Source organism: Cohnella abietis, assembly GCF_004295585.1.
In the GTDB taxonomy this organism is placed as follows: domain Bacteria; phylum Bacillota; class Bacilli; order Paenibacillales; family Paenibacillaceae; genus Cohnella; species Cohnella abietis.
Window position 1 is genome coordinate 587,501 of record NZ_AP019400.1, and the last position, 22,902, is coordinate 610,402.

Sequence of the window (22,902 nt, forward strand, 5' to 3'; positions counted from 1 at the left end):
GTTTATTGGAGGAATTGCTTTAGTTATTACGGGGCTAGTCGACGACGGTTATAAATCAAGGAGCCGTGAATTTCCCGTCTGGCCTAGATTACTCGTTTACATAGGAGTTGCATTCATTCCAGTCTGGCAGGGGATAACGATTCAAGGCGTTTCGTTACCATCTTCATCAGCTATGATTCTGTTTTCACCAGCCGTTGCTGCATTATTCACGGTTGTATGGGTATTTTCGCTTATCAATATGCTTAATTTTATCGATGGAATTGATGGATTGGCATCAGGCGTTTGCGTGATATCATCATTGACCCTCTTCGCAGCATCCCTGATTTTTAATCATAACGATACGGCAATGGTAGCCGTTGCATTAGCCGGATCTTGTCTAGCCTTTCTGGCGTATAACTTCCATCCTGCTCGTATTTTCATGGGGGATGCAGGAGCTACATTCTTAGGATTTACGCTGGCAGTAACGGCTATTGACGGCACTCTGAAAGGGGCTACGCTCTTGTCTTTATCAGTTCCCATGCTAGCGCTGGGGGTACCGATTCTAGATACGGTTATCGTGTTTTCTCGAAGGCTGTTAGAGGGAAAAGGTCTTCATCGAGCGGATAACCTCCACACGCATCACAGCTTAATGAAGTGGGGTCTAACCCAAGTGCAGACGGTATCTTTTCTGTACTTAATAGCTACAGTGTTTTCCTTGCTTTCCATCGTAGTCCTGTTAGTTCTGCACTGACGTTCCCCTTGAGCGTGTCAAATATGATACAATGAGCGCATATATCGCTTATTCTCGCTGACAAGGGGCTTCAAGGATGAATAAAACCAGACTGCAGCAATTAGGGCAGCTTCTGAATGCATCGGTCGTGTCTAAGGTGCTTACAGGAGCAGAGTGGGAACGTGAAGGCGGGAAAAAGAATCCTGAGGTTGGAGATGCTATCCAGCTTAAGAAAGTTTGTCTAATGGTTACTCGTGTAAGCGGAACACAGCTTATATGTATTGAAATAGCTGCAGAATTAACCTCAGTGGAGAAGCAATTGCTTGGATGGGCCGTTCAGCAAGGCGGAGTGCGTCCTGTATCCAACGCATCGGACCTGGAGCGCCAAGCAAGGCGTATGGGAGATTGGATTCAACAGTCCGTTACCGCAGGAGAGTGGAGAGCTGAAGTACCTGATCGTATGGAGCTTCGGAATAGATTGTTTGATGGAATGGTACCGTTTCTCTTACTGTGCGAGCAGATTGAAGATAAGGAGCCTGCATATGCAGAGCTGGAGAAGACCATTCACTCCTTCATTTCAGATGATACACTGCTTATTCCGCTAAGAGAGCACGAGTGGCTTATTCTGAGTAGTGATCGGATACTGACTGAAGCCGATAACGAGGGAGATGAGGTGCTGGGCCATGAGGAGACCAAAGAGCTCCTAGCTAACCTTGCCGAGGGCCTTCATCAGCTGATTACCGGGGAATGGGGCGGAGAGTGCCATATTGCGGTAGGGGAGCCGATTATTCCTTCCGAGAGTGTGGTCAGGATTGTTGGTACGTTAAGGGAAACCACATTCCTTGGGCGTAAATTCCATGTGGGAATGCAAGTCCACTTGCCGTGGCTCGTGCATTTAGAAAGATTGCTAAGCGGAATTCCAGAGATGGTAAGATCTCGATTTGTTGAGGAAATGATGGGTAGACCGGATTTATTCACCGACTCCGAGACAGTTTCCACGCTGGATGCATTTTTCTCCATGGACTGTAATGTTAGCGAAACGGCCAAAAAGTTATACATTCATCGCAATACTTTATTATATAGATTGGATAAGATTAAACACGAAGCAGGCTTGGATGTGCGCTCTTTTAACGATGCAGTATTAGTTCGGATCTTATTGCTATTGTACAAAGTCACGAAAAGGAAATGAATTTTTTGTACGGTTTGTGCATAGTCATTTTACCCTAGTGTGGGTTAAGATAAGTCTGTACCTTCAAACGGATTTTAGGGGGAAATGTACAATGGCAGGCGTTCGCTTAGAAAATGTGTACAAAAAATATGCAGGTACTGATAAAGCATCAGTAACCGACTTTAACCTGGATATCCAGGACAAAGAATTTCTAGTTCTCGTTGGTCCTTCCGGTTGCGGTAAATCGACCACACTGCGTATGATCGCAGGTCTTGAAGAAATTTCCGAAGGCAAACTGTACATTGGCGATCGCGTCGTTAACGACGTAGCACCGAAAGATCGCGATATCGCGATGGTATTCCAATCGTACGCTTTGTACCCTCATATGAACGTTTATCAAAACATGGCATTCGGTCTGAAATTGCGTAAATTCCGCAAAGACGAAATCGATCGCCGCGTACGTGAAGCTGCACGCACACTCGAAATCGAGCATTTGCTTGAGCGTAAACCGAAAGCTCTTTCCGGGGGACAACGTCAACGTGTTGCCTTGGGTCGTGCAATCGTACGTGAACCGCAAGTTTTCTTGATGGATGAGCCGCTTTCCAACTTGGATGCGAAATTGCGTACACAAATGCGCGCTAACATCAGTAAGTTGATGAAGCGTCTTGAAACTACTTGTATCTATGTAACGCATGACCAAACAGAAGCAATGACAATGGGCGATCGTATCGTTGTTATGAAGGACGGCTTTATTCAACAAGCTGGTTCTCCTGACGAGCTTTACAACCACCCTCTTAACCTGTTCGTTGCAGGCTTCATGGGAGCTCCTTCCATGAACTTCATTACAGGTCAACTTGTTGAAGAAGGCGGAGCAGTACGTTTCCGTGCTACTGGCTTCAACGTTGAAATTCCAGAAGGCAGAGCGAAAGCACTTCGTGGTAAGGGCTATATCGGCCGCGAAATCATTCTTGGAATTCGTCCAGAAGATTTGCACGAAGAGCCAGTATTCATCGAAGCTTCTCCGAACAGTGTTGTTAACGCAACAATTGAAGTTTCTGAGAACCTTGGTCACGAAATGTTCCTTTACTTGAACGGTTTGGGTAAAGACAACGTTATCGCTCGTGTTGACGGACGTTCCGGTCTTCGTGATAACCAAAACATTAAGCTTGCTCTTGATATGAACAAGATTCATATCTTTGATAAAGAATCAGAGCTTAACATTTTCGAAAACTAATATTCGACTTGAGCGGAAACCGTTCGGCCAATGGCCGGGCGGTTTTCTTCATTATTTAGTCCAAATAAGACATAGCGAAAACAGTTTATGCTTGCTATTGTAAACCTTTAATTGATTTGTATGTTTTTTTTGGTTACGATAAGTAGGTGAATTTAGGAAAAAAGGAGCTGTACGATGGCTAAAAAAGTGAGAGTATCGGAGCTCGTGCAGCAATTTCATCTGGAAATTGTCGCAGGCGAGGACGGCCTGAAGAGAACAATTGTTACGGATGACTTAAATCGTCCAGGCCTGGAAATGGCAGGTTACTTTAACTATTACCCAATGGATCGGGCGCAGATGCTTGGCCGAACAGAGCTTGCGTTTCTGGAGACGTTAACTTCAGAGGAAAGAAAAGATCGCATGGAGCGTCTATGCCATGAGGAAACACCTTGTATTATTATTACAAGGGGACTTGAAACTCCGAACGAGCTAATTGAGATTGCTAATGAACGACATTTTCCCGTACTTAGAAGCTCGGTGGCCACAACGATACTTCTCAGCCGGATTACGAACTTTCTGGAGAAGAAGCTGGCTCCATCAGCTACTATTCATGGTGTACTTGTCGATGTATATGGAGTAGGGATGCTCATTACTGGCGGCAGCGGAATTGGGAAAAGCGAGACGGCGCTGGAACTTGTTAAGCGTGGTCATCGTCTAATTGCTGATGACGCAGTGGAAATTCGTCAAACATCAGATAATAACTTGTTCGGCACGGCACCGGATTTGATCCGTCACCTGCTTGAAATTCGTGGACTAGGCATTCTGAATGTAATGACCTTGTTCGGGGCCGGCGCAGTTCGGAATCAGACAAGCATAAGCTTGGTTGTGAAGCTGGAAAACTGGCAGCAGGATAAACAATATGACCGTCTAGGCTTGGATGAGGAGACGACCAAGATTATTGAGACGGAAGTACCGCTATTAACGGTTCCTGTTCGTCCTGGACGGAACTTAGCGGTTATCCTTGAAGTAGCGGCTATGAATTTCCGTCTGAAACGGATGGGCTATAATGCAGCGCTACAATTTACGAATAAATTGACTGAAGCGATTTCCGAAGAAGATTACGAATAACTTAATGGAGGATGACCATGTTTACTATGCTATTGGATCCAATTGCATTTACGCTTGGACCGTTGACGGTTCATTGGTACGGTATTGTGCTAGGACTGGCAGCCCTTTCCGGGTTGTTGATAGCGGTTCGGGAGGGAAAACGCTTCGGGCTTAGCCCGGACTTTTTCCTCGACTTAATGCTCTTTGGGGTACCATCCTCAATTATAGCTGCTCGATTGTATTATGTAGCTTTCAAATGGGGCTATTATAAAGACCATCTAGGCGAGATCTTTCAGATATGGAATGGCGGTATCGCGATATATGGTGCATTGATTGGAGCATTGGTGTGCGGATTTTTCTACATTCGTGCGAAAGGCTTCGACTTCTGGCGTATCGTTGATATTTGTGCCCCATCCTTGCTCATTGGTCAAATGATTGGACGTTGGGGTAACTTCATTAATCAGGAAGCTTATGGCGGAGATGTTGATCGGTCTTTCCTGAGTAATACGCTGCATATTCCTTCGTTCATTGTAAACCAAATGAATGTTAACGGAACTTACCATCATCCAACATTTCTCTATGAGTCACTATGGAGCTTGTTGGGCTTAGTTATTCTTTTTGTTATTCGTCGTCGTAAGTTTCTCCGTGAGGGAGAATTATTTTTCATATACTTCATCTGGTATTCAATCGGTCGGTTCTTCATTGAAGCGCTTCGTACGGATAGCTTAGCATTTAAGGGTCCAGCATGGCTGGAATCATTAGTAAATGGGCTCTGGTCTCCGATGACGACAGTATTCGAGCAGGGCTATCTGAACCCAGCAGAAGGTAATATCCGGATTTCACAGCTACTGGCGCTTCTCATTATTATTGCTGGTATAGTGCTAATTATCGTTCGTCGTAAGATGGGACTTGCCAAACAAAGGTATACAGATCCTCTTATTAATCATAAGAAAAAGGCAGAGACCAATGAAACTTTGGTGAAAGAGGAAACGGAGACAACTAAGGATGACGGAAAGAAAGAAGATAACGACCGTCCTGTTTGATTTGGATGGGACGATTATTGATACGAACGAGCTCATTATCCAGTCCTTTCTTCATGCGCTGAAGGGAGTAGTGCCCGAAAGCTTTGGGAGAGAGCATATCATTCCGAGTATGGGACAGCCGCTTACTATGCAGCTACAGCAATTCTCAGGACAAAATGATGTCGCTTTGCTAACTCAGGCTTATCGGGACTATAATCACCTCCGGCATGACGAGATGGTATCGTTATTTGCCGGAGTGGCCCATGTTGTTCCGCGTTTGCATCATGCAGGGATACGGCTTGGTATCGTTACAACTAAGATGAGGGCAACGACTATTCGAGCATTGGATTTGTTGGGGCTTCATACTTATATGGAAACTATCGTTACTTTAGATGATGTAGAGCATGCGAAGCCGCATCCTGAGCCGGTAGCCAAGGCCATTCAGGCGTTAGGCTCAAATCCCGCAGAAACACTAATGGTCGGAGACAGCTCCGTTGATATGGAATCAGCTATTGCCGCGGGGGCTATACCCGTAGGAGTTGCATGGTCATTAAAAGGGGAAGAGCATTTGTTCAAATCGGGTGCTGCGCATATGCTACACGAAATGAATGAGCTTCTTGTCCTTTGCGGAATTGAGGGTGTGAATGCTTGAGAAACGTTGAGCGGTATCCGGTGGAAGGACCGAATGCGCTTTGGCAAATGTATCGGACGATATCGCGGTTTAAAGCGGTCCGCAATTTTGTATTCATACAAATAACGCGATATTGTCCGAGCTTGCCCGTGAAGAATTGGATTTACAGACGTGTACTTGGCATGAGGGTCGGGCGTCATACGGCGTTTGCCCTTATGGTAATGGTAGACGTCTTTTTTCCAGAGCGCATATCAATTGGTGATAATTCAATAGTTGGTTATAATTCAACCTTGCTCACTCACGAGTATTTAATTAAGGAATACCGCTTGGGTCATATCAAGATTGGCTCTAATGTTATGATTGGCGCTAATGTAACGATACTGCCTGGGGTAACCATTGGAGATGGAGCCGTTGTTGCTGCGGGTTCAGTTGTCCATAAGGATGTTGCTCCGGGAGCCTTTGTTGGTGGGAACCCAATAAGAGTAATTGAACGAAGTAGCAACTAATCGTGTATATTAATCGTATATATACCTGATATAGAGAAAGAGGGAGGGTATTATGGCAACCACGACAGCTACTACATCAAATGGACATCGAGGATCGGTGTTCATATTGGTCTATGTATTGATAATGTTAAAGATGATGCTATTTCGTCATTTTATTTATGATGGCTTTCAGCTTGGTGGCATTTGGGCGGATATGGTCGCTGTTCTAGCTTTAATATGTATCGTTGAGCTTGTAACAACACCGAGATGGAAAGGGCTTGTTTTCGGAGTGATAAGCAGTATTATATCGCTTCTATTATTTGCTTCGACGGTATACTTTAACTACTATAGTACAGTGCCGATCTATACTGCTCTCCAAGGGATAGGCCAGGTTGGTCAAATCGGGGATAGCATTGCATCTTCTATCGAGATTACGAACTACCTTTATTTCCTAGATATTGTCGTGTTAATTATTTATTACGCTTACAAAAGATTTAAAGGGGATAGAGTACAAGGACGGAAGCATATTGCCAAACGCTGGCACGTTCTGACCGCCCTCGCAGTATGTTTGATTTTATCTGGCTTTTATATTAAAAGTGATAAGAAAATAGCGAATGAGCTTGTGCAGGCGGAAAGCCTAGGGTTTCTGAATTATCAAATCACTGCTGCGATTAAGGTGAACGAGGAACCAAAGAGTGTAGCAAATGAAAACGAAATGACGATCGCAACCTCAGTGATGAAGCTGCAGGATGATCAATTTAAGGAACAAGCTTCCGGGTCACCAGCTCAGCCGATCACTCCTAAATATTTTGGTGTCGCTAAAGGGAAAAATGTTATTGTCATCCAGATGGAGGCTTTTCAGAATTTTGCGATTAACTTATCTGTGAATGGACAAGTTATTACGCCGGTATTGAACTCACTTTCTGAGAGGGGGTTCTATTTCCCCCACTTCTTCCAACAGATAGGGCAAGGTAATACTTCAGATGCAGAGTTTATGTCTAATGCATCTATCTATCCTACAGGTGTTACGGCTATGTCCAAAGGCTATGGAGATCGAACCGTGCCTAGCCTGCCAAGACTTCTGAAGAAGGAAAATTACGTTTCAAATACGTTCCATGTTAATGATGTGACCTTCTGGGATCGTGATAAAATGTACCCAGCGCTCGGATTTGATCATTATTATGATAAACCCTTCTACGAAAATGATAATTTCAATGGATTTGGAGCTTCTGACATTGAACTCTATAAAGTAGGGGTCGAAAAGCTTAAAGAACTGAACGACAAGAACGTACCCTTCTACGCACAATTTATAACAGCATCTAGCCATCATCCTTTTAAGGTGCCTGCACAGCTGAAGCGAATTACAATGCCTGAGTCGCTAGAAGGAACCCAGCTAGGCAATTATTTGACTGCCCTTAACTATACAGACTATGCGATAGGTCAACTAATAGAGGACCTTAAGGCTAATGGAATGTGGGATGATACGATTTTGGTCATATACGGTGATCATTTCGGTCTGCAGCCTAAGGATAATGATGTTAATTGGGTTGGTCAGCAATTAGGGATCAAATACAATGAACGCGTTAGTCGTTTTAACATTCCTTTGATTGTTAATGTACCAGGAGTAGAGGGAGAAGTAAGAGGACTGGTTGGTGGACAGGTTGATATTATGCCGACAATAGCCAATCTGTTGGGTATTTCTCTGGAGAAAGAGGGCTTCACTGCGTTTGGACATGACTTGTTCAATATTGAGCATAATGTTATTGGGATGAGGTATTATCTCCCTACGGGGTCCTTCTTTAACGATGAAATACTATTCGTACCAGGTAAAGGATTCGATGATGGAACCGCTGTAAATATTAGAACATTGCAGCCGGTAGATGATTTTAGCAAATATCGCAAGGATTACGATTACATTATGGGATTATTAAAGCTTTCGGATAAATATGCTCATATGCTTCCTCATTCGTAGCTACATCAACTAAGAAGGAGTGTGCTTAATTGTCTCAAATGCGTCGCAAAAATTATGCCTGGGTTAATTTAATCGTCATTTTATGCTTATTAATGGTCATTCCACAGACACAAGCCTATGCCTTTCAGTCCAATATGAATAGGGAATATGTGCTGACTTCCGTTCAAACAGTAAAATCGAGCTATGATGTTATCGTAGTGGGTACTGATCCAGAAGGTGTTATAGCAGCTGTTTCAGCCGCACGCAATAAGCTTAAAGTATTACTCATTGATGATAGACCACGTAATATTCTTGGTGGATTAATGACTTTAGGCTGGCTAAATTCATTAGACTTAAATAAATCTCCACGAGTTTCTCGAGACTTCCCGGCACATTTCTTGAATCAGGGTTTATTCCAAGAATGGTACAACTTAATTGGTGGGACATCTTTCGATGTGAACCGCGCTGCTAATGCTTTAAACAAAATGGTCGTAAATGAGAAGAACATTGAAACGATGCTGAATGTAAAAAATATGGAACCCATTATGAATGGCAATAAGATCGAGGGAATACGTTTTGTCAGTAAAAGTGGCCAAAATCAGATTGTCCATGCAAGAGCCATCATTGACGCTACACAAGATGCAGATCTTGCAGCAGCTGCTGGAGTAGATTATACAATAAGCCGTGAGGACCTAGGTGAACCAGATGCACGGGTCGCTGTAACCTTGGTATTCCGAATGAGCGGTGTGACCGACAAGATATGGAATGATCTGAAAAAGCGTAAAGGAGCCAATGGCGACGATAAAAGCATATGGGGTTATGCTGATGCTAGGGAGTATGTGTCATCCAATCCCACAAGAGTTAAAATCCGTAGCTTAAATATTGGGCGCCAAGAGGATGGAAGCTTACTTATCAATACGATGCAAATATACAACATCGATCCCCTTAAGCCTGCATCGATGAAAGAGGCTTTTGATATTGGAAATAAAGAAGCTCCTTTAATTGTTGACTTCCTAAAGAAGAAGTACAAGGAGTTCAGCAAGCTTGAATACGCAGGTACAGCACCTGAGCTGTATGTGAGGGAATCAAGACATATTAAAGGTGAGTACCGTTTAACGATGGCTGATCTTATGGAAAATCGGGATCACTGGGATGCGATTGCCTACGGAGCCTATGAAGTTGATGTACAAAGCATGACACACCAATATGCAGGCTCAATTGTTATGAAGCCTCAACAATATGGTGTTCCCTTCCGCAGTCTCGTGCCGTTAAAGGTAGATGGTCTGCTTGTCGTAGGAAGATCTGCGAGCTTCGATACGCTGCCGCACGGAAGCGCTAGAGTTATTCCGTTAGGAATGGCAACGGCCGAAGCAGCGGGCTTAGCAGCAAAGCTTGCTAAGGATAACAATATGACATTCCGGGAGCTTTCGAAATCCAAAGAAAAAATTGCTGAGCTCCGCAAGAAGCTTACTAAACAAGGTATGGATTTGCGAATGGTTAAGGTAGATAAACCATTATATACGAAGCATAAGGATTACCCAGGCTTATTAACAGCTGCTAGCATTTTTATAACAGTTGGAGGTTACTCCAATACAGGCTGGAAGCTGGATGAGCAAATGAACCCCTTAAGGTTCTATTACAGCATTCAACCGTTCTACAAAATGTTCCCTAAACAATTTCCTAAGAAGTCTGTATTGAAGATTCCTGATCTAAATCCACATGATCCCATTACTTTGGAGCGAGCGGCTTATATTATTGCCCTGTCGACAGGGATAGAGACGAAACCAGAAACAGCTCTTCAGGATCTTCTTAAGCATTCATGGGTTAGCAAGGATACGGTTAAGGGAATAAAAGACCCGGCTAAATTAACCAATGGTGATTCCTTCATGATCATCAGAGACGTATTAAAGAATTTTGCGGGCATTGAATTTAAGTAACAAGTTACGCTACACTAAAATAAAAAGCCCGACGTCATCTTCAGGGTGACATCGGGCTTTTTATTCGATTGACTGAGCAAGACTGACATGGTAATATACGACTAACCTCTTTATTTTGGCAGTATGGTAACTTGTTATCGCTTTAAAGCCTTAAAGCATTAAGTGGAAAGACCCGTTGATAGAAATGAGGATGTGTGACAATGACTAAACCAAAAGTATTCGAGAAACCGACAGGTGTCAAGGATTATCTACCCCACGCGGTTACTAAGCTGCGTCGTATTGAGCGTAGTGTGCTGGAGTGCATGCGCTTATGGGGATATGAGCAGATTATGACGCCAACAATCGAATATTACGATACGGTTGGGGTGGCTAGCGCCACATCTGACCAAAAGCTATTTAAGCTGCTGAACCAGCGCGGGACGACAATTGTGCTTCGTTCAGATATGACTGCTCCAATTGCACGGGTGGTTGGCTCGCTACTTAAAGATGAGCCATTTCCAATTCGGCTTAGCTATCATGGCAATGTGTTTCGGGCTTTCGAGGAAGAGGGAGGCCGTGAGGCTGAATTCTATCAAACCGGCGTTGAGCTTGTTGGGGATGCCTCTCCTGAAGCGGATGCAGAGGTAATTGCACTTGCCATTGCGTCATTGAAAGCGGCGGGAGTGCCTTCCTTCAAAATCGCGATGGGGCATGTTGGGTTTCTTAAAGGCTTGTTCCAAGAAACATTACCAGGTCGTGAGAGCGAGCAGGAAACGCTGAAGGCTTGCTTGCTGCAGCGTGATCATGTAGGCTATCGGGATGTTATTCGCAAGCTTTCCATTGATGAAGCATGGCAGCGCGAATTGGAGGACATTTTGCGACTTCGCGGAGGACAGGAAGTATGTGCTCAAGCACTGGAGCTAAGTGCTAATGAAGACGCTCGTGCAGCGATTCGTCATCTATGCGAGGTGTGGGATGTTCTTGAGGCTTATGGTATACAGGAGCATGTTCTAATTGATTTAACGATGATTGGGGATTTTTCCTATTATACAGGAATGACTTTTGAAGGCTACGCTTCTCATCTGGGCTTTCCAGTATGCAGTGGCGGCAGATATGACAACTTGCTTGCTCAGTTCGGCCGCCCAGCTCATGCAACAGGTTTCGGACTAAAGACAACTAGAATTCTTGAAGTGGTCGAGGATGCGGAGGATGAGCAGGCTAGAACACTTGTTGTCTATGATGGTGTGCAGAGGCAGGCAGCAATGGTTATTGCTAACCTTCGGCGTGAGCTTGGTGAAGTAGTCGTAACAGCGTTAGTATCGGATGCGGAGAAGGAAGATCTACTACGTAGGGAACTGGCGGCAAATCTCGCAGATGAGAAATTTACTTACCAGGGCAAAGAATACGACACCTTAGTTACCATTAACGTGGGAGAGGGGGAAACGGTATGACGGACAACGGCGTATTAAAGGTTGCCATGCCCAAAGGTCGTATATATAAGCAGGCAAGCAAGCTATTCAGGCAGGCAGGACTTTTGATTCCTGAGGAGTTCGACGAATCTAGACGGTTGATCATTCCTGTTCCGGAAGCGAATATGGAATTTATTATGGCTAAGCCTGTCGATGTTCCTACTTATGTAGAGTACGGCGTTGCGGATATTGGGATTGTAGGCAAGGATGTCCTCATGGAAGAAAACAAGGACGTTTATGAGCTGCTGGACTTGGGAATCGCGAGATGCCGGATGTCGGTTATCGGACTCCCCGATTGGAAGCCTGTTATTAATCCTCGTGTTGCAACGAAATACGCGAGTGTTGCTTCTCAATATTTCCGCGAGCAGGGCCAGCAGGTCGAAGTGATTAAGCTTAACGGCTCGATTGAGCTTGCGCCACTCATTGGGCTTGCAGATCGCATCGTCGATATGGTGGAAACTGGTCAAACCTTGAAGGAAAACGGGCTCGTTGAGATGGAGACGTTATTCCAGGTAACAAGCCGATTAATTGCGAACCGCGTAAGCTACAGGTTAAAAAATACGGCGATTCAAGAGCTGTGTGATCGGCTTGGAGTAGCGATAGCTGCTCGAGTGTAACGGAAGATGGAGTAAATGGATAGGAGGGCTTGGGATGTATATAGGAAAAGCGGCTGATTTTCGGCTGGAGCGGGAAAGCGAGTATGGTTCTCCAGAGCAGAATGCGGCGGTAAAGGAAATCGTTGAAGCGATTCGCCAAGAGGGCGATGATGCTTTGCTACGTTATACGGCTGCATTCGATAAAGTAACGCTGACACCGGAACAATTGCGCGTTACGGAAGAGGAAATCCAAGGCGCTTATGCATTAGTTGAGCCGGATTTCCTGGATGCGCTCCGTCAAGCTGCGGCGAATATTACGGCTTTCCACGAGAAGCAGAAGCGTGGAACTTGGATCGACGTGGCGGAGGATGGCACGATGCTAGGCATGGTGCTTCGACCGCTAAAGCGGGTCGGGTTGTATGTACCAGGTGGCAAAGCGGCGTATCCGTCGTCGGTGCTAATGAACGTGCTTCCGGCCAAGGTGGCCGGCGTGCCGGAAATTGTTCTTGTTACTCCCCCATCAACTGGGGGGAGTGAGGGCATCGACCCGTACATTCTGGTGGCGGCCGCGGAAGCGGGCGTTACTGAGATGTACCGGGTCGGAGGGGCGCAGGCGGTAGCGGCGCTGGCCTATGGGACGGCGAGTATTCCCGCCGTCGATAAGATTTGCGGGCCCGGCAACATCTATGTGGCGCTGGCGAAACGCGCCGTATTCGGCGCGGTCGACATCGACAGCATCGCGGGCCCGAGCGAGATTGTCGTGCTGGCGGATGACAGCGCGGATCCGCGGTTCGTTGCCGCGGATATGCTGTCGCAAGCGGAGCACGACGAGATGGCTTCGGCGGTGCTGGTGACACCGTCGCAGGAGCTTGCTGCTGCGGTCGCAGCAGAGCTTGAGCGGCAGGTGGCAACTCTGCCGCGGGTGGACATTGCTCGGCGCTCGCTGGAGCAATACGGGGCGATCTTGATCGTGGACAGCCTGAACGAAGGACTGGATGTCGTGAATAAGCTTGCACCGGAGCATCTGGAAGTGATGACGGAGGATCCGTTGGATTTGCTTGGCCGGATAGAGACAGCAGGTGCTATCTTCCTCGGATCTTACAGCGCTGAGACAGTAGGAGACTATTTCGCAGGCCCGAATCATATTTTGCCGACGAATGGGACTGCTCGGTTTTCTTCTCCGCTTAATGTAGATGATTTTCTGAAGAAATCCAGCTTGATCCGATATAGTAAGAAGGCATTATCAAGAGATGCAGCTAGCATCGCAACGCTTGCCCGCCATGAGGGGCTAGAAGCTCACGCCCGCGCGGTGGAAATTCGATTCGAAGGTAGGGGAACAGAATGAGTGATGATCAAGTGAAAGTAGTCCGCAGTGCCGAAGTATCCCGGAAGACGAATGAGACGGACATTCAATTGTCCCTTGGAGTAGACGGCTCTGGCGAAGTATCCCTTGAGACGGATGTTCCGTTCTTGAACCATATGCTGGATTTGTTCGCTAAGCATGGCCAGTTTGATTTGAAGGTTGAAGCTCGCGGTGACGTGGATATTGATGATCACCATACGGTAGAAGATATCGGCATTTGCTTAGGTCAGGTTCTGCGCGAAGCAATCGGTGACAAGAAAGGCATCAAGAGATATGCCAGCGTATTCGTTCCTATGGATGAAGCACTTGCACAAGTCATTATTGATGTAAGTAATCGTCCACACTTCGAGCTGCGCGCTGAATTTCCTTCTGCAACAGTTGGAAGCTTCTCCGCTGAGCTAGTGCACGAATTTTTATGGAAATTCGCGCTAGAGGCTCGTGTTACGCTTCACGTTATTGTTCATTATGGACGCAACACTCACCATATGATTGAAGCTATTTTCAAAGCGTTTGGTCGTGCTCTCGACGAAGCGACTTCGATCGATCCTCGCGTGAAGGGTGTACCTTCTACCAAGGGAGTGCTGTAAGTGATTGCAATAATCGACTACGGTATGGGGAACCTGCATAGCGTCAGCAAAGCCGTAGAGCGACTCGGCTGCGAGGTGCTCGTAACATCCGATCCGGAGCAAATTCTTGCTGCGGACGGTGCGATTTTACCCGGGGTTGGTGCATTCGGCGATGCCATGGCTAATCTCAGGGAAACGGGTCTCGTGGACACAGTGAACGCCTATGCAGCTTCAGGCAAACCGTTGCTTGGCATTTGCTTGGGCATGCAGCTATTGTTCACAGAAAGCGAAGAGCATGGAGTACACCAAGGCTTAGATTTATTGCCAGGTCGCGTTGTTCGTTTTCAAGGCGACTATAAGGTTCCTCATATGGGCTGGAATGAGCTTTCGTTCCTACAGACCAGTCCTTTGTTCTCAGGTGTTGAGCCAGGACACGTTTATTTTGTTCATTCCTATCACGTGCTTCCAGAGCAGCAAACGGATTTACTAGCTGTTACGGATTATCATCAGCCAGTGACGGCTATTGTTGGCAGAGGTTCTTTATTCGGTATGCAATTTCATCCGGAAAAAAGCGGTGAGCTAGGTCGAGTATTGCTTGAGAAGTTTGTGAAGCTCGTAGAAGAGCGCTAAAAACGGATTGGGAAATGGACTACTGGCTTCCCGCTGGTGGGCAAATATGCATTTATACAACGGAGGTTTTACGAGAATGTCCAAGTTTGTTATCTATCCTGCTATCGATATTCGCGGAGGCAAATGTGTCCGCTTGATTCAAGGCGATTATAGCCAAGAAACAATATACAACGAAGACCCCGTTGCTGCAGCACGGGATTGGGAAGAGCAAGGCGGACAGTGGATTCACCTCGTGGATCTTGATGGTGCTAAAGCGGGTCATCCCGTTAATGACGAGCTGATCGGGCGAATTGCTAAGGCAGTAAATGTACCGGTTCAAGTTGGCGGCGGCTTGCGTAAGGATGAGGATATTGAACGCTTGCTTGGTTTGGGAGTTTCCCGGGTTATTCTAGGAACAGCAGCCATTGAAGATCGGGCATTCGTTTCACGTGTGCTTAACAAATACGGCAAAGCAATTGCAATCGGGCTAGATGCACGGGACGGTTTAGTAGCGACAAGAGGCTGGTTAGAAACCTCTGCAGTGAAAGCAGAGGATCTAGCAGTTGAGCTGGCTGCAGAAGGTGCAGAGACATTTATTTTCACCGATATTTCCCGTGATGGAATGATGGGTGGACCTAACGTTGAAGCTATTCTGTCCCTAGCTAAGGTTTCCGGTCGCACGGTTATTGCTTCCGGCGGAGTTAGTAAGCCTCAGGACTTGGACAATCTAGCCGTTCATGTGGAAGAAGGCATTGGCGGGGCGATTGTGGGTAAGGCGTTATATACGGGAAGCATCAGCCTTGCTGAAGCGGTACGCAAGTTCGCTTAAGCTCTTGAGGAAACAGAAAGCCGTGAATTCGATCGAAGAAGAAAGGGGGAAACCCTTATGCTAACAAAGCGAATTATTCCATGCCTCGACGTGAAGGATGGTCGAGTTGTGAAGGGCGTTAACTTCGTAAATTTACGTGATGCTGGAGATCCGGTGGAGCTTGCAGCTATCTATGATAAAGAAGGCGCGGACGAGCTTGTATTTCTCGATATTTCTGCATCGGTAGAAGGTAGAGCAACAATGATTGATGTTGTTCGCCGAACTGCTGGGGAGATCTCCATCCCGTTTACGGTGGGTGGTGGTATTTCCGCAGTTGAGGACATGAAGCGATTGCTTCGGGCAGGTGCCGACAAGATAGGTATTAACACGGCCGCGTTGCGTAATCCTGACCTCATCACTGATGGCTCGCGAACATTCGGTGCGCAATGCATCGTCGTGGCTATCGACGCGAAGTTTAATGCGGAGTGGGGAGAATGGGAAGTGTTCACCCATGGTGGACGCAATGCAACGGGAATTCGTGCTTTAGCGTGGGCGCAGGAAGCGGAGCGCCGGGGAGCAGGAGAGCTGCTGCTGACTAGCATGGATGCTGACGGCACGAAGGACGGCTTTGATATCGCGTTAACGAAAGCAGTATCTAGCAGCGTAAGTATACCGGTTATTGCCTCCGGTGGAGCGGGTAACACACAGCATTTCTCTGACGTGTTCGCAGAAGGGCAAGCGGATGCTGCGCTTGCTGCAAGTATATTCCACTACAAAGAAGTATCGGTGCAAGAGGTTAAAAATACGCTGCGCAGTAAAGGAGTGAACGTAAGATGACACAGACGACAGCTGCACAATTGCTAGAGCAAGTGGCTTGGAGTGCTGATGGGTTAGTTCCTGCGGTGGTGCAGGACGCTCATAGCAAAGAAGTGCTTATGCTTGCTTACATGAATAAGGAGTCGCTACAGAAGTCTCTGGAGAGCGGACAAACGTGGTTTTGGAGTCGCTCACGGGGCGAGCTGTGGAATAAAGGCGCAACGAGCGGCAATACGCAGCAAATCGTTTCCCTGCATTACGATTGTGATGGGGACACTCTGCTAGTAAAAGTGCAACAGAAGGGTCCTGCTTGTCACACAGGTGCATACAGCTGCTTCTACCGCGATGCTGAGGTTAGTGGGGACGCTGCTATTTCTTCGCCATCCCCAGCAGTCGAAGACCGGTACGGTCCATTAAGCCGTCTGGAAGCGACTATCGCGCAGAGAGATGCTGAGCGTACAGAAGGCGCGTATACGACTTACTTGTTCGAAAAAGGCGTGGATAAAATCCTCAAGAAAGTCGGGGAGGAAACCGCAGAAGTTATTATTGCAGCGAAAAATCGTGATCAGGAAGAGCTACGCTGCGAAGCAGCAGATCTTATTTTCCACCTCATGGTATTGTTGCGTGAGCAAGGTGTTCCATTCGATGGTGTGCTTCAGGAGCTTGAATTCCGGAATCGTAAACCGGTTAAGAAGGATTAGGTGACGTCTATGACTGCCATCCCAATCGACTATCATACCCATAACTACCGTTGTGGTCATGCGGTTGGAACGCTAGAGGAGTATATTTTAAGCGCGATTGACAAAGGTCTGGAGCAAATAGGCCTGTCCGATCACATGCCTCTACTGCATGTAAGCCCGGAGGAGAATCCAGATACAGCAATGTCGATGGAGGAGCTTCCGCGTTACGTGGAGGAATGCCTTAGCCTGCAGGAAAAATATAAAGACCAAATCTCCGTTCGTGTCGGACTTGAGGGAGACTTTATAGAAGGCTACGAGGAACAGATTGCTGCTATCGTTAACGGATATCCATGGGACTATGTCATTGGTTCGGTTCATTTTCTCGGGACGTGGGATGTTACGGATTTCCGTCAGGTCCACCACTGGGAAGACCGAAGTGTTATTGGTGTATATGAGCAGTATTTCGATGCCATACAGAAAGCTGCCGCAACAGGATTATACGATTATATTGGACATATAGATGCGATTAAACGCTTCGGATTCCGTCCGGAGGTGGATGCTTCTCCACTCGAGGATGCTGCTCTTCAGGCAGTTAAGAAGCACGGACTTGCTTTCGAATTGAATGCAGCAGGCATTCATGCCCCTTGCAAGGAAATGTATCCTTCCCAAAGAATACTTGAACGAGCCAAATTTTATGATATTCCGGTGACATACGGCTCAGATGCTCACCATCCTGATAAAATTGGACAAAAAGGCCTAGACGCGCAAACCATGTTGAAAAACGTCGGATATACGCAATTAGCTACGTTTGAGCGGCGTAAACGGGTGTTGAAACCTTTTTGAAATATAGACAATCTCATGTATAATAAGGTTGACTGACGGTTTTCGACAAATTTATGTTGAGCACCGAATTTGGAGGGGCACATGTACAGCAGCAGCAGCAAGCTTCGTATCTTTTCCGGATCATCCAATCCGCTACTCGCAGGCAAGATTGCCGAGCATCTCGGAATGCCGCTAGGGAAAATTAAGCTTTCCCGTTTCAAGAGTGGCGAAGTGTACGTTCATTACGAGGAGACGATTCGCAACTGCGATGTCTTCATCGTCCAGTCTTTATCTCATCCAATCAATGACTATTTCGTTGAATTGCTGGTCATGATTGACGCTGCGAAGAGGGCATCCGCCCGTACGATCAACGTGGTGCTTCCTTACTACGGATATGCACGACAAGAACGGAAAGCCGCGCCGCGGGAACCGATTTCTGCGAAGATGGTAGCGGACGTCTTAACTACAGTTGGAGCAAATCGTATCGTTACCATCGATTTGCATGCCCCAGCAATTCAAGGATTCTTTAATATTCCAGTTGATCATCTTACTGCATTGGATCTGATTAGCGATTATCTGAAGTCCAAGGATATTCGTAATCCTGTTGTCGTTTCACCTGATGCGGGACGGGCTTCTACAGCAGAGAAGCTTGCGAACCAACTGGATTGCGCTTTTGCCATTATGATCAAGAAGCGTCCAGCGCATAACGAATCCGTCATTACCCATGTCATCGGAGATGTCCAAGGCTGTACGCCGATTATTATCGAAGACATGATCGATACGGGGACGACGATCGTAAATGTTGTGGAAGGCTTGAAGGAGCGTGGCGCGGAGGACGTGTACGTATGCGCTACTCACCCGCTGTTCTCTGGACCTGCACTTCAGCGGCTCGATCATAAGAATATTAAGGAAGTTGTCGTTACCGACTCCATCCTATTACCGGAAGATCGCTCCACAAGGTTTAAAGTCATTACCGTTGCTCCGATGCTAGCGGAAGCAACACGCATTATCATGGAGGGCGGCTCGATCAGCACACTCTTTAAGAACGCTGGAGTGTAAGATTAGCTATTCTCATAAGGACCACTACCAATGCCTACAAGCATTTGATAGTGGTCCTTTAATATATAAAAGTGATGATTCTGCCGCTTGTGGATACCCTCGTCCCTTCCCAGATTCAGGGGTTTGGGTGTTTTTATTTTATGGATTGTTCCTGCTGTGTTATAATCGGGGTTGATGAAGTTAATGTACACCTAGGAGGTGCCTTGCCGATGAGTCAGCGGAAACGTATGGCCAAAAACCTGCGTCCCAAAGTGATCCCGATGCGTCTGGACGCTACCTTCTTCTTTGAACGAGCCGTACAGTCGCTGGATCGATACCATTACGACAAGGCACTCAAATATTTTCGCCGAGCGGTGGAGTACGAACCAGAAAATCCGGTTAATCACTGTAATATGGCTGGCATTCTTTCTGAAATGGGAAGATATGAGGAATCGAATGTCATTTTGCGTTCAGTGTTGGACCAGATTGATCCAGCGATGACGGAATGTTACTACTATTTGGCTAACAACTATGCCAACATGGAATTATATGAAGAAGCGGAGAAGTCTCTTGTCCACTATTTAGAAAATGATTTGGATGGACAATTTCTCGATGAATCCGACGAATTACTCGATTTATTTAACTATGAGCTTAATCGACCGACAAAGTTAGTAACGATTAAGGCTAAGGAAAATATATACGCACACGACAAAGCGCGCGAATTGCTAGAAGCAGGTCGATTTGCCGAAGCAGTCAAGATGCTTGAAGAAATTATTGGACGCGAGCCTGATTTTCTGGCGGCCAGGAATAACCTGGGGCTGGCCTACTACTATATGGGATTGTTCGAGAAATCGGTGGCTACTATTACCGAGGTGCTTGATGCAGAGCCGGGAAATCTTCATGCGCTTTGTAATTTGGCGATCTTTTATCAGCATTCCAATCAGGATGGTCCGTTGCAGGCGTTAATTGAAAAGCTAAATAAAACAGTACCTTTCCATCCCGAGCATGTTCTGAAGATGGCGACAACGTTAGGCATTATTGGAGAGCACCGTGAAGCCTACAATCACTTTCTTCGCCTTCTGAGGACGGGAGAGCTTGTAGGAGAACCTAGCCTCCACCATTTCGCAGCTGTGGCCGCTGTGAATTTACAGCGTTACGATGATGCTGAGAAGCATTGGAAGCAGGCTGAGAAGCTGGATTCCGAATCGCCAGTACCTTCTTTCTACTTGAAGAGGTTAGGGAAGGTAAGATCAGGCGAGGAAAGTCCACCAACCCACTATCATTACCATCTTCCCTTCGAGGAGCAATTTCGCCAATGGGAGTATAGTCCGGGACAAGTAACGGAAGCTCTTAAGCGTGACCCGCTTATTCGTTCGTCCTTCTTCTGGGCACTGCGTCACGGAGATCGTCATACGAAGGTACAGGTCATTCAAGCATTGGGACTCGTTGCTGATGAAGAAGTTATTGAAGCTCTGAAGGCTTTCTTGATAGATGCGGATGAGGATGATGAATTAAAGCGCGTATCCGTTCTTGTGCTTCGTTCTATCGGTGTGCAGGACTCGTTAACCGTTACGTTCAGCGGACGGACGCTTACCTTAGAAGCGAGACGGAAATCTGCCAAGCTTCCCGTGTGGGACAGTGCCTGGCAAACTGTGCTAGAGCATGCTCTAGAGGGTATGTCTGGTAAGTATGACGTCGTTCAACAGCATGATATGATGACATTGTGGGTGGATTACTTATCCCGAGTGTACCCAGAGGTGCCGAAGCTTCATAAGCCTACTGGTTGGGCGGCGGCCTTGGAGTATTGGACAGCCAAGATGCACCGCAGAACGGTTACTTATGCAGATTTGGTTAATCGTTACGGCGTTTCCCAAGCAAGTATAAGTCGATATGCTAATCGAATTGATGAAGCTTGCGGCATACGGGAGAAGCTTGATCTAACGACACCATCTTTTAAATAATACAGATGAGCTTTATAGGAGGAAGAATTATGCATAAGACAATTGTTATTGGTACAGGGCCAGCGGGATTAACAGCGGCTATCTATCTGGCTAGAGCGAATTTGTCTCCCCTCGTTATTGAAGGACCTGAACCGGGTGGTCAATTGACAACTACGACAGAGGTTGAGAATTTTCCGGGATTTCCGGAGGGAATTATGGGCCCAGACTTAATGACGAACATGCGCAAGCAGGCTGAGCGTTTCGGTGCAGAGTTTCGCACCGGCTGGATCAACAAAGTGGACATGTCCAAGAGACCATTCACGCTTTCCCTTGAAGGTGGAGAAACCTTACAGGCTGAAACCCTCATTATTTCCACAGGCGCTTCGGCGAAATATATCGGCATTCCGGGTGAAAAGGATAATATCGGTCGTGGCGTAAGTACTTGCGCGACGTGTGATGGATTTTTCTTCCGTGGTAAAAAAATCATCGTCGTCGGTGGAGGAGATTCCGCGATGGAGGAAGCGAACTTCTTGACGCGCTTTGCATCTGAAGTTACACTTGTTCATCGTCGTGATGAAATGAGAGCGTCCAAAATTATGCAGGATCGCGCACGGGAGAACAATAAAATCCTGTGGGGCTTAAATAAAACTCCAATCGAGGTTGTAGCAGGAGATAATGGCGTAACTGGACTTAAGGTGCGCAATAACGCAACTGGTGAGGAAGAGATTATTGAAACCCAAGGCTTGTTCGTAGCTATCGGACATACGCCGAATACGAAGTTCCTTGATAATCAGATTGATACTGATGAGCTTGGCTATATTGCAGTTAAACCAGGCACTACAGAAACAAATATCCCAGGCGTATTCGCTTGCGGCGATGTGCAGGATCACAAATATCGTCAAGCGATTACCGCTGCTGGAAGCGGCTGTATGGCTGCGCTGGATTGCGAGAAGTTCTTGGAAGGCTCTGCAACACATGACTGGAGTCAGTCTCTTACTTAAACTAACATTATCTTTTATGAGGTGTCGACAAAAATGTCAGAATCGTTGTTCGTAGGCGTAGATTTGGGTGGAACCTCTATTAAGGTTGGCTTGTGCAATGATGCGGGTGATCTCATTCGCAAGTATGAAGGACCTACACAAGCTGATGGTGGAGCGGACGCCGTATTGTCCAATATAGCGGCCTATGTCAAAGAGCTCGTACCTCCTGGGACGCCGGAATGGGATGCCGTTAAAGGCGTAGGAATCGGTATTGCTGGATTCTTAAATATTCCGGAAGGAATTATAGATTTTTCTCCGAATCTTCCTTTTAAGAATGTACCGGTTACACAGATTATGGAGGAAAAGATCGGTAAGCCAATTAAAATCAATAATGACGCCAATGTAGCTGCACTAGGTGAAGCTTGGGGTGGCGCAGGCAAAAACATCCCTAACTGCGTATGCTATACGCTAGGAACGGGAGTTGGCGGCGGTATTATTCTAAACAATAGACTTATCGAAGGATCAACAGGAATGGCTGGCGAGCTGGGCCATTTGTCTATTGTTGCAGACCTTGAAGCCATTCAATGCGGATGCGGAAAGACGGGCTGCTTGGAAACTGTATCGTCGGCTACCGGTATCATTCGGATGGCGCGAGATGCAGTAGAACGGGGTGACCGTACTTCGCTAACATTCGTTGAGGGAGATTTAACAGCTAAGGACGTGTTCGATGCGGCCAAAGGTGGAGATGAAGTCTCACAACGCATCGTTAGTCGGGCGGCTTTCTACCTAGGCAAATCGATGGCAGCGGTAGCTGTAGTTGTTAATCCTCAGCGGTTTATAGTTGGAGGCGGAGTAAGCAGAGCGGGCGAATTCCTCTTTGCCCAAATCCGTGAGGTGTTCGATAAATTGACGCCAGGTAATGCCAAAAGTGGAGTTGAAATCGTAGCTGCCCAGTTAGGTAACGACGCAGGGGTCGTAGGGGCAGCGGGATTGTTCCTTCGGGCATAATTGAA

Annotated in this window: 22 protein-coding genes (1 of these 22 running past the window's edge); all 22 read left to right on the plus strand. The window is 46.7% G+C overall.

Annotated features, from left to right (window positions below; all coding sequences use genetic code 11):
• Nucleotides 1–730 carry the 3' portion of an MraY family glycosyltransferase gene (locus KCTCHS21_RS02505; RefSeq protein WP_130604968.1) on the plus strand. It extends 218 nt beyond the left edge of the window, so only the last 730 of its 948 coding nucleotides appear in the window; its start codon lies beyond the left edge, outside the window; its stop codon occupies nt 728–730.
• 76 nt (nt 731–806) lie between these two features.
• Nucleotides 807–1,898: a PucR family transcriptional regulator gene (locus tag KCTCHS21_RS02510; RefSeq protein WP_130604969.1), complete on the plus strand. Its 1,092-nt coding sequence runs from the start codon at nt 807–809 to the stop codon at nt 1,896–1,898.
• A gap of 91 nt (nt 1,899–1,989) precedes the next feature.
• The gene (locus tag KCTCHS21_RS02515; RefSeq protein ID WP_130604970.1) at nt 1,990–3,111 is read left to right on the plus strand and encodes an ABC transporter ATP-binding protein; all 1,122 of its coding nucleotides are present in this window, start codon (nt 1,990–1,992) and stop codon (nt 3,109–3,111) included.
• Between the two features lie 174 nt (nt 3,112–3,285).
• Entirely contained in the window at nt 3,286–4,218 is a 933-nt protein-coding gene (gene hprK, locus KCTCHS21_RS02520) for an HPr(Ser) kinase/phosphatase (protein WP_130604971.1), read from the plus strand.
• An 11-nt stretch (nt 4,219–4,229) separates the two neighbouring features.
• On the plus strand, nt 4,230–5,240 hold the full coding sequence (gene lgt, locus KCTCHS21_RS02525; RefSeq protein WP_179952656.1) for a prolipoprotein diacylglyceryl transferase: 1,011 nt from the start codon (nt 4,230–4,232) through the stop codon (nt 5,238–5,240).
• Nucleotides 5,203–5,871 carry a pyrophosphatase PpaX gene (gene ppaX / locus KCTCHS21_RS02530; RefSeq protein WP_130604973.1) on the plus strand — a complete coding sequence of 223 codons (669 nt, stop codon included), beginning with the start codon at nt 5,203–5,205 and terminating at the stop codon, nt 5,869–5,871. Before lgt ends, ppaX begins: the two co-directional genes overlap by 38 nt.
• Nucleotides 5,868–6,356, plus strand: coding sequence for an acyltransferase (locus KCTCHS21_RS02535; RefSeq protein WP_130604974.1), 489 nt, complete (start codon nt 5,868–5,870; stop codon nt 6,354–6,356). Before ppaX ends, KCTCHS21_RS02535 begins: the two co-directional genes overlap by 4 nt.
• Nucleotides 6,357–6,408: 52 nt before the next feature.
• Nucleotides 6,409–8,307 (plus strand): LTA synthase family protein, encoded by a 1,899-nt coding sequence (locus KCTCHS21_RS02540; RefSeq protein ID WP_130604975.1) that lies wholly within the window; start codon nt 6,409–6,411, stop codon nt 8,305–8,307.
• Nucleotides 8,308–8,345: 38 nt separating this feature from the next.
• On the plus strand, nt 8,346–10,223 hold the full coding sequence (locus tag KCTCHS21_RS02545; protein WP_162309250.1) for an FAD-dependent oxidoreductase: 1,878 nt from the start codon (nt 8,346–8,348) through the stop codon (nt 10,221–10,223).
• A gap of 200 nt (nt 10,224–10,423) precedes the next feature.
• On the plus strand, nt 10,424–11,653 hold the full coding sequence (locus KCTCHS21_RS02550; protein ID WP_130604977.1) for an ATP phosphoribosyltransferase regulatory subunit: 1,230 nt from the start codon (nt 10,424–10,426) through the stop codon (nt 11,651–11,653).
• A complete protein-coding gene (gene hisG / locus KCTCHS21_RS02555; protein WP_130604978.1) occupies nt 11,650–12,288 on the plus strand; it encodes an ATP phosphoribosyltransferase in 639 nt (212 codons plus the stop codon). The genes KCTCHS21_RS02550 and hisG overlap by 4 nt, the downstream gene beginning before the upstream one ends.
• A 34-nt stretch (nt 12,289–12,322) precedes the next feature.
• Nucleotides 12,323–13,612 carry a histidinol dehydrogenase gene (gene hisD / locus KCTCHS21_RS02560; protein ID WP_130604979.1) on the plus strand — a complete coding sequence of 430 codons (1,290 nt, stop codon included), beginning with the start codon at nt 12,323–12,325 and terminating at the stop codon, nt 13,610–13,612.
• A complete protein-coding gene (hisB, locus tag KCTCHS21_RS02565; RefSeq protein WP_130604980.1) occupies nt 13,609–14,217 on the plus strand; it encodes an imidazoleglycerol-phosphate dehydratase HisB in 609 nt (202 codons plus the stop codon). Before hisD ends, hisB begins: the two co-directional genes overlap by 4 nt.
• Nucleotides 14,218–14,826 (plus strand): imidazole glycerol phosphate synthase subunit HisH, encoded by a 609-nt coding sequence (hisH, locus tag KCTCHS21_RS02570; RefSeq protein WP_130604981.1) that lies wholly within the window; start codon nt 14,218–14,220, stop codon nt 14,824–14,826.
• Nucleotides 14,827–14,902: 76 nt separating this feature from the next.
• Complete coding sequence (gene hisA / locus KCTCHS21_RS02575) at nt 14,903–15,634, plus strand: 1-(5-phosphoribosyl)-5-[(5-phosphoribosylamino)methylideneamino]imidazole-4-carboxamide isomerase (RefSeq protein WP_130604982.1); 732 nt, start codon at nt 14,903–14,905, stop codon at nt 15,632–15,634.
• A gap of 57 nt (nt 15,635–15,691) precedes the next feature.
• Nucleotides 15,692–16,450, plus strand: a complete 759-nt coding sequence (hisF, locus tag KCTCHS21_RS02580; protein ID WP_130604983.1) for an imidazole glycerol phosphate synthase subunit HisF — start codon at nt 15,692–15,694, stop codon at nt 16,448–16,450.
• A complete protein-coding gene (gene hisIE / locus KCTCHS21_RS02585) occupies nt 16,447–17,130 on the plus strand; it encodes a bifunctional phosphoribosyl-AMP cyclohydrolase/phosphoribosyl-ATP diphosphatase HisIE (RefSeq protein WP_130604984.1) in 684 nt (227 codons plus the stop codon). Before hisF ends, hisIE begins: the two co-directional genes overlap by 4 nt.
• Before the next feature lie 18 nt (nt 17,131–17,148).
• Entirely contained in the window at nt 17,149–17,952 is an 804-nt protein-coding gene (gene hisJ, locus KCTCHS21_RS02590) for a histidinol-phosphatase HisJ (RefSeq protein WP_130616313.1), read from the plus strand.
• Nucleotides 17,953–18,033: 81 nt separating this feature from the next.
• A complete protein-coding gene (locus KCTCHS21_RS02595; protein ID WP_130604985.1) occupies nt 18,034–18,990 on the plus strand; it encodes a ribose-phosphate diphosphokinase in 957 nt (318 codons plus the stop codon).
• A gap of 209 nt (nt 18,991–19,199) precedes the next feature.
• Nucleotides 19,200–20,930, plus strand: coding sequence for a tetratricopeptide repeat protein (locus tag KCTCHS21_RS02600; protein WP_130604986.1), 1,731 nt, complete (start codon nt 19,200–19,202; stop codon nt 20,928–20,930).
• A gap of 29 nt (nt 20,931–20,959) precedes the next feature.
• Nucleotides 20,960–21,910: a thioredoxin-disulfide reductase gene (gene trxB / locus KCTCHS21_RS02605; protein ID WP_130604987.1), complete on the plus strand. Its 951-nt coding sequence runs from the start codon at nt 20,960–20,962 to the stop codon at nt 21,908–21,910.
• Between the two features lie 33 nt (nt 21,911–21,943).
• A complete protein-coding gene (locus KCTCHS21_RS02610; RefSeq protein ID WP_130604988.1) occupies nt 21,944–22,897 on the plus strand; it encodes an ROK family glucokinase in 954 nt (317 codons plus the stop codon).
• Nucleotides 22,898–22,902 lie beyond the last annotated feature (5 nt).

Bases quoted from the DNA above. Each gene is read 5' to 3' on its own strand.
- KCTCHS21_RS02510 (WP_130604969.1), top strand. From the start codon at position 807: ATGAATAAAACCAGACTGCAGCAATTAGGGCAGCTTCTGAATGCATCG.
- KCTCHS21_RS02515 (WP_130604970.1), top strand. From the start codon at position 1,990: ATGGCAGGCGTTCGCTTAGAAAATGTGTACAAAAAATATGCAGGTACT.
- hprK (WP_130604971.1), top strand. From the start codon at position 3,286: ATGGCTAAAAAAGTGAGAGTATCGGAGCTCGTGCAGCAATTTCATCTG.
- lgt (WP_179952656.1), top strand. From the start codon at position 4,230: ATGACCATGTTTACTATGCTATTGGATCCAATTGCATTTACGCTTGGA.
- ppaX (WP_130604973.1), top strand. From the start codon at position 5,203: ATGACGGAAAGAAAGAAGATAACGACCGTCCTGTTTGATTTGGATGGG.
- KCTCHS21_RS02540 (WP_130604975.1), top strand. From the start codon at position 6,409: ATGGCAACCACGACAGCTACTACATCAAATGGACATCGAGGATCGGTG.
- KCTCHS21_RS02545 (WP_162309250.1), top strand. From the start codon at position 8,346: ATGCGTCGCAAAAATTATGCCTGGGTTAATTTAATCGTCATTTTATGC.
- KCTCHS21_RS02550 (WP_130604977.1), top strand. From the start codon at position 10,424: ATGACTAAACCAAAAGTATTCGAGAAACCGACAGGTGTCAAGGATTAT.
- hisG (WP_130604978.1), top strand. From the start codon at position 11,650: ATGACGGACAACGGCGTATTAAAGGTTGCCATGCCCAAAGGTCGTATA.
- hisD (WP_130604979.1), top strand. From the start codon at position 12,323: ATGTATATAGGAAAAGCGGCTGATTTTCGGCTGGAGCGGGAAAGCGAG.
- hisB (WP_130604980.1), top strand. From the start codon at position 13,609: ATGAGTGATGATCAAGTGAAAGTAGTCCGCAGTGCCGAAGTATCCCGG.
- hisA (WP_130604982.1), top strand. From the start codon at position 14,903: ATGTCCAAGTTTGTTATCTATCCTGCTATCGATATTCGCGGAGGCAAA.
- hisF (WP_130604983.1), top strand. From the start codon at position 15,692: ATGCTAACAAAGCGAATTATTCCATGCCTCGACGTGAAGGATGGTCGA.
- hisIE (WP_130604984.1), top strand. From the start codon at position 16,447: ATGACACAGACGACAGCTGCACAATTGCTAGAGCAAGTGGCTTGGAGT.
- KCTCHS21_RS02595 (WP_130604985.1), top strand. From the start codon at position 18,034: ATGTACAGCAGCAGCAGCAAGCTTCGTATCTTTTCCGGATCATCCAAT.
- KCTCHS21_RS02600 (WP_130604986.1), top strand. From the start codon at position 19,200: ATGAGTCAGCGGAAACGTATGGCCAAAAACCTGCGTCCCAAAGTGATC.
- trxB (WP_130604987.1), top strand. From the start codon at position 20,960: ATGCATAAGACAATTGTTATTGGTACAGGGCCAGCGGGATTAACAGCG.
- KCTCHS21_RS02610 (WP_130604988.1), top strand. From the start codon at position 21,944: ATGTCAGAATCGTTGTTCGTAGGCGTAGATTTGGGTGGAACCTCTATT.